The 6896-nt window shown below is 36.2% G+C and carries 5 protein-coding genes and 1 pseudogene; all 6 read right to left on the reverse strand.

Annotated features, from left to right (window positions below):
• Positions 1–1249 precede the first annotated feature (1249 nt).
• Positions 1250–2149, reverse strand: a complete 900-nt coding sequence (locus tag ACFINS_RS09175; RefSeq protein ID WP_375681541.1) for an abortive infection family protein — start codon at positions 2147–2149, stop codon at positions 1250–1252.
• 793 nt (positions 2150–2942) lie between these two features.
• Positions 2943–3167 (reverse strand): hypothetical protein, encoded by a 225-nt coding sequence (locus tag ACFINS_RS09180; protein WP_375706120.1) that lies wholly within the window; start codon positions 3165–3167, stop codon positions 2943–2945.
• Between the two features lie 366 nt (positions 3168–3533).
• Positions 3534–4898 (reverse strand): MFS transporter, encoded by a 1365-nt coding sequence (locus tag ACFINS_RS09185; RefSeq protein WP_375706121.1) that lies wholly within the window; start codon positions 4896–4898, stop codon positions 3534–3536.
• Positions 4899–4955: 57 nt separating this feature from the next.
• Positions 4956–5174: a hypothetical protein gene (locus tag ACFINS_RS09190; RefSeq protein WP_375612595.1), complete on the reverse strand. Its 219-nt coding sequence runs from the start codon at positions 5172–5174 to the stop codon at positions 4956–4958.
• Positions 5175–5484: 310 nt separating this feature from the next.
• Complete coding sequence (locus tag ACFINS_RS09195; protein ID WP_375681544.1) at positions 5485–5832, reverse strand: hypothetical protein; 348 nt, start codon at positions 5830–5832, stop codon at positions 5485–5487.
• Positions 5833–6740: 908 nt separating this feature from the next.
• A pseudogene (locus tag ACFINS_RS09200) lies at positions 6741–6896 on the reverse strand (DUF3792 domain-containing protein); the annotation flags it as partial.

The following is a 6896-nucleotide window of genomic DNA, read 5'->3' on the forward strand; positions in this document are numbered from 1 at the left end:
TTTTCTCATAGAAACTCATCAAAAAAACTAGAAAAACTAGTCGCCCGTAAAACTACCAAGACCTAGGAGCGGCTTTGGAGCTGGATCGGATGTCTTCTCATCCCGTAAAAGAATGCAATAGGATTAATAAGGGGCATGCCCTAATGAAGCAGTGGTAGGCAGAGGCAGGTAGAGAATGCTTTCTTCTCTCTAAAACAATAAATCTAAAAGCTCTTCTTAGTACTGCAAAACAAAAATATCATCAATCTCTGAAAATAAAAGCAGGAAAAAACAAGTGTAACGCGTAAACGCATGGAGTAAAATGCTAATCACTCAAAACTCTTCCCACGTACAAAACCCAAATAAGAACTAAGGGGCATGCCTACTAATCATCATGCACCTTCGGAAAGCAAGGGAGGGTAAAAGCCATTAAGCTACGTAATGCTACGCACTAAAGGGCGCGCAAGGACTAAATCTAAACTCAGATTCTCTTGGATTTTAATATCATCCCTCCCTTTGTTCTATGTGTACCTGTATATCTTCATCCTCAAAACAATCTGCCAACTTTTTGTAACAAAAAACTGCAAACAATTCCTTGAACTCCAAACTATCTATACCACTAAATACTAAGGGGGATTTTTACCTAGCAAGCTTTTTGGGGTAGCAAGCCCATGCCTATGATCTGTGGGGGCAGTGCTTTACGGCTCAGATAGAGAAATAACAGCTTTTTACACTATCCTAACATACATAATGGCTATGGTATGTAAGAATAGTGCTGTTTTTTATACGGAGCTGTCTTATTATAAAATTAAGTAGGGTAGGGGAAGAACGTATAGGTACGTAATTTACGCGCATAAAGGCTTTGTAGGAATTAAATCTAAGCTCAGATTTTCTCTCTTTACGGAGTTAAGACTTGTGTTTTTATCATAATGACTAGCTTCTCCATCATAATATTTCTGCACGAGAGCTTTCCAAAAATAGTACACCAGCTAGTTTGTTCTTAAAAAAAATAATCAAGGCAATACTTTTGCACCATCCTCATTCGCCATCCTTAAGGGCGGCTTTTGCATTTACAGAAATTGCCACTGACTTTAGAAGCGGAGCCTAGAAACGCGGGGAAAAGGAGAACTATAGGGTGGTGTGATTACTCATTCTGTCATGCTATAGAAATATTTGGTTTTGTGGGGTAGAAGCAACCACTCCCCTTTAATGCTTTTTAGGCATTAAAAATGGCACGAAAAAATGCTGGTAGTCGTGATATGGTTTTTTATTATGGCTGATCCATGAGCTCTAAAATATAAATTGAGAGAGAATGGGCGGCATTAAAAGTTAAACGCGCATGGCGAGGCTTGAGATTGATTAGTTCAAAATCCTTTTTTGAGCGGCCATGCGCTGCACTTTTCTTGTTTCTTAAATTCATAGTACCACTAACGATTCTGGATAGACCGGTTGCGATCATTCTTAAGTCATTTTTATCTAGATCTTGATTTTTTAAGTTTTTTTGCTTTATATCGTCAGTATGAATCTTAGCCTTCTTAGCAACTTCTTTCCATAAAGCGGGCAGATTATTACGGGCGTTTTCTGCATATGGGATAGAATGGTGGTCGAGATAAGCTTTGCAAGAGGCTTCCAACAGATTTGCTGCAAATAGAACGGCCTCCCTTGGATCTTTTTCTATATTTTCTAATGCCCTATTTATTTCGATTTCTACTGCTGAAAGTCCTTTCTCTGCAATACGGTTTTGTAGCTCTTTTATAGAAAGAAGACCTGCTTTGATAATATACCCTCCACGCTGATATTCCAATCCATCTTTCTTTAACGTTTCTAAAATTTTACGTTGATCTTCTTTTAACTGTAGAGTTTTTTTGTATAACGATGAATTCAATCCGGTAGGGTCTGGATCATAATATTCTTTTTCCATAAAATCACTAAGCAGGTTACCAAGGAATTCAAGTGGTTCTTCGCATTGAGAATTGATTGCACGTAGCCACGCTTTAACTTTTTGGATTTTTGTACCTTCTGGAATTTCAGGAGGAGCAAATGATGCAATAAACAAGTCATCTAACTCGTTATGCGTATAATGGTGCGCAAACATTGGAGGGAGTAGTCCAATGATTGCAGAAGGGATTTTGTTTTTCTGAGATATTGTTTGCGGAGATGATAATTGCATTTTATGGCTTTATAATATCAAAAAGTGGTATGTGGAGTGGTTGTTAGAATATAATTTTATTGCTTGACCTTGCTTAGAAAGTCGCGCAACAATTTTGTGGCTTATATAAGATTTGTGAAAGAGAAATGCCATATTGTGTTTTAATTTTTTTCCTTTCATTGTTATAACAGTGAAGGGGGTGAATAATGCGTGATAATTGGAAAAATATAGAATGAGAACAGAAGTATAATTTTGTATTATCGTAACTGCAATAGCATTCTTTATTGGCAGATTGTTTATTGGAGAGAAGGAAGTAGGCAATGCGCATAATCCCTGAACGGAAGGTTTTGTGACAAGAATTTCAATAATGGCATGTTACTAAATGTTGTGTGTGTTCTTTGCTTGTCAGAAAAAGTAGATGGCGCTCTTTATTTGCATAACCGGTATAGAGTAATGCGGGAGGCTAGTTTAAAATCTCGTTTATTCCGTTAAAGCTTACGGTTTTCTATAAAAAGACTGTTTTCATTATATCCGCTGTGAAGCTCGCATACTTGGTAGATGGAAATATAAACGTTTATCGTGTCTGTAAGGGAGCTTGAAGCAATGAAGTTATGTGTAAAAGAGTTCTGAAAAGCTTCTTTTGTCCGTAAAACTTATAAGGAAAATTTAAAGACAGGAAAATGTTAGAGAAATCTAAGAGTACGCTGTGAAAATCAAGAAACAGTCTTTTTAGAGATGGTTTGCTGTCTGTCATCATGCTTTATGATTTTCAATGTTTTTAAAATTTCCCTCTCAATGAGAGAGGGATTTTTTATTAAAGTGGGGGAAATTTCTTATAACAGTTAACAATGAAATGGAGAGAAGATGCTGCTTTACCAGCTGTTTTTGTCGCTTCAGTTTCATTTGGACCTATTGCTGTTATGAAAGCATAGTGATTCAATGACTTTGAAAAGGGGCGAATAACATTATCAAGTTTGCAATACAGTGCGATTTTTTGCATCGCGATGCGTGGCAGAAGATGGTCAGTATTTGGGGGCATTGTGGGTTCTATATTCTATGTTGGTGCGGTAGGGCATCTGTTAGCGCATTTATGGGACTATTCCGCATTGAAATGCGTGCTTAATTTCGTGGATCTTTGCAAAGGTCTGATCAGAAAATCCCATATTTCAAGAGGTTTTTAGAGGGATCTAAAAGCACAGAGGTATCATAAAATTACAAACACCGTACGTTACTGGAGGTGATCAATTTTAGAGCTTAAGGAGCTTATCGGTTTAGTGTTCTTTCATAAAAATGATGAAGGCTGTGTTCAATGTCTCAGTGTGTTGGTTTCTCGAAAAGTGGTAAATGCTGTATGATTTTATATGCCATTGCCAATGTTATGGATAGGGTGTTCAAATAAAGCATATCATAAATCAAAATTCTTCTCTTTAGGCGATAAGAGGAGGGCTAGGCAAAACAGTAAAAATGCAGCGATAGAGAATATGAAGAATACGATATATGTTTGGTTTAAGGACAGGGATTCTTCTGTCAGCGAATGGATCAAAAAGCCAGCGAATATACCCCCTAAGGCACCACCTATTTGCTGTAATATGCGTGTGATAACGGCTGTATCTTTGACGTATAAACTGTTGACATATTGGATGGGGGCGGAAAGGCAGACAATGGTGGCGATGCCAAGTCCTATGCCTCTTAGCAAGAATCCCAGTCCATCCATGCTTATATTATAGCCGAAGCATAATAACCCAAAGCTTGATATCACTAAACCAATTCCTATCATGAAAAAGGGAGATTTTTCTTTCCATTTTTGGTAAATAAATTTCCTGCCAATCCACGCACCTACTCCTTGCAGAGCAAGGAGGGCACCGATGATGAGAAGGCTCTTTTCATAGTTTCCTCCCATGGCAACGGCTAGTGGGAAATAAACGAGGAAGCTATAAAAAAGAAATGAAGCAACGAGCCCCATGATCATGAGCAATGTATAGCGCGCATTTTGAAATCCGCTAAAGACGATTAATTTGTTTTTTGCTTTCTGATTAGAAACAATGAATAATATGAGAGATATCACGGCTATAAGCGCTAGGATAAAGAGGGTGTTGTGGTTATTGATATTTCTGGCTTCTGTGAGATAAAAAAACGAAAGAAGGGAGATGGAAAACGCTAAAAAAGCAAATAAGTTAAATTTTGTTTTTGTTGTTTCGTTGCTCTTTAAATGTTTAGCTCCAAGGGTGAGTGCCAATAAAATAAGCGGAATATTGATAAAAAATAACAAACGCCAAGACACATACTGAGCAAGCGAGGCGCCTACCAGCGGACCAAAGGCAGGAGCGAAAACTGTTGGTACGGCTATGGTGCCCATGGCTTGGCGCACTCGTGTCTGTCCAAATTGTAAGGCAATGATGGTTTGGCTAAGGGGCAGCAAAAGACCGGTCCCAAAACCTTGAACGATACGGGCAGATATAATAGTTGGAAAATTATAGCTTAATCCTACCCCCAGTGATCCAAGCATAAAAATGAAGCTTGCAAGAAGCCAAGTGCTTTTGATACCTATTCTTCCTTGCACAAAAGCGGCCATTAGCAGCCCTAGAACGGTGGCGAGAAAATAGGATGTTACAACCCATTGTATATTATTTTCTCCGACTGAAAAATAATGCGCAAGGTTAGGAAGGATGACATTGACAATGCTCCCGTCCAGCAGAGGAAGTATGCTGGAAATAATGACGGTATATATGACATACCTTTCTGTTTTTGTATAGGAATCTCTCTTTTGCATTATTATGCCCCCTGTTGATATTCTTTAAAATATTGTCCCCGCCCCATTCCCAGACTTTTAAAAATTAACATGTGTTTGTGATGGCTGTGGTTTTGATATTGGGATAAATGTGATTGGGAGCGCTGATGGTCCCCTTGTATACAATCCCTCTTCCTCCAAAATAAAACCATCGGTTAAGTTGATCTTAATGAGTTTATCGAGGAGTCTGTTTACTGTCAATTCACTCTGTATGAGAGCAAAAGCAGAACCTACACGAGACGTGCATGCCTGCTCCATTTGCATTTATTATTTAACATGGAAAATGTTAAAATCTTTATAAATCAAATTATTGACTTAAAAATCCAATGTTTGTTTATAGATCATTTTTTATGCTTAAATGATTGTTTGGGTGTCAAATGTATTCTCAATAGCTTATAATTTTCTTTTCTTAAATGTGCAGCCTTTTCTGGAAAATGTTCAACAATCTCTTGATTGTTTAATAAAAATTAAAATCGGTTATAAGGAAGGGCTTGTAAATTATAGAGTAGGAAAAAGGTGCATTTTATAAACAATAGGGGAGGGTTGTTTCCATAGCCAAAACATTTTTTCAAGTTGTTATGGTATCTTTTTGAAGTGCTTGATCGATAAAAGTTTGATAATTATCAGAAACAATATATTGGGTATTTTCTCCCAAAGCTTTGAAATGTTCATGACCGCAATGGATTTTTGCTTTTTCCAGAACGCGCAACATGTCTTCGAAAATACTTCTTTTGCTTTCCACAACAAAATACAGTTTTTCTTGCCCATTTTGCTCGAATAATACAGTCCAATCGGGAGTATATGATCCAAGAGATGTATCAATTTTAAACCATTTAGGCAGTTTCGCATAAACTTTAATCTTATCGTTTTTTTCAAATGATTGTGCAAAATTGAACTCAATATCTGAATCATAAATACATGATCATAAGTTGATTTATCAGTTTTTGTCATATTCTTTTATAAAACAATTTGCTTTTATATTTATTAAAATGCATTTTCTATTTTATTTTTTCATATAATTAGCCAATGAAGTTTTTGCTCTAATATCGCAATTTGTAAAAGACTATTTTGGTCATTCAATATGAAACTTTTTATGTCGGTTTCTTGTATTGAAAGCAATGGTACGATTTTTGATATCTGTATAAAATATTTACAAAAAAAAATTTAATAACGCATGATTATAGAATTTTGTTCTTTGTTTGAAGCATGTACAGTTAAACCATTGTTTATTCATAGATTTTATGTTCATTATTTATTTGATACATTTAATCTAGAATGTAAATTGTGTTCGTATACTCAAACTAAAATACTGGTATTGAAGTGGTGAGAGTGTTGCTTTGTTGAGAATAGATCATTGGGTAGGTTGGTATTCCCTTTGTATCAGAGAATTCAACTTATTCTCTCATATTGTGTGTGGATGAAATGTTAACCGCATAATGCTCCCTCTTACATGAGATGTAAGATTGATATGTTTTCCACATTGAGAAAAGTTGTTGATCGTAGAGAAATATTTTTTTGCGAAATTCGTTTGGCTTAAATGGAAAAAATAGAGCAAGAGCCGCATATTTGTTATGCTGTAATGGCATATATATAATCGATGGAGTCAACACTTCATTTAAGAAGTTTTTTAAAGGAAAAACATAAAAAAATAGAATTATTGAAAAAAATCTTTTATTTTGAAGCTTGTTTCTCACGCTTATAAAAGCTTCACGTGGATTGCGAAAATTCTTATTGTGTTGAAAAGCATGAAAAATCAAGAAGATTTTGCAAAAAAGCTGCACTATGCGTGCAGCTTTTTATGTATTTGTTTTAAAGGTAGACGTTTTAAAGCATGAAAGTGTCCTTACGGCTTCTATAACCGTAGTAGCCAAAAACACTGGAAATAATGGCGCCTATGAGACTTCCTAAAAAGCCCCACCACCCCATATTGGAGGCTGTTTTTGTGGCTTTAGTTGCAGTGTTTTTTGCTCCCTTGATCGT

Source organism: Bartonella sp. AA2SXKL, assembly GCF_042197205.1.
GTDB lineage: Bacteria > Pseudomonadota > Alphaproteobacteria > Rhizobiales > Rhizobiaceae > Bartonella.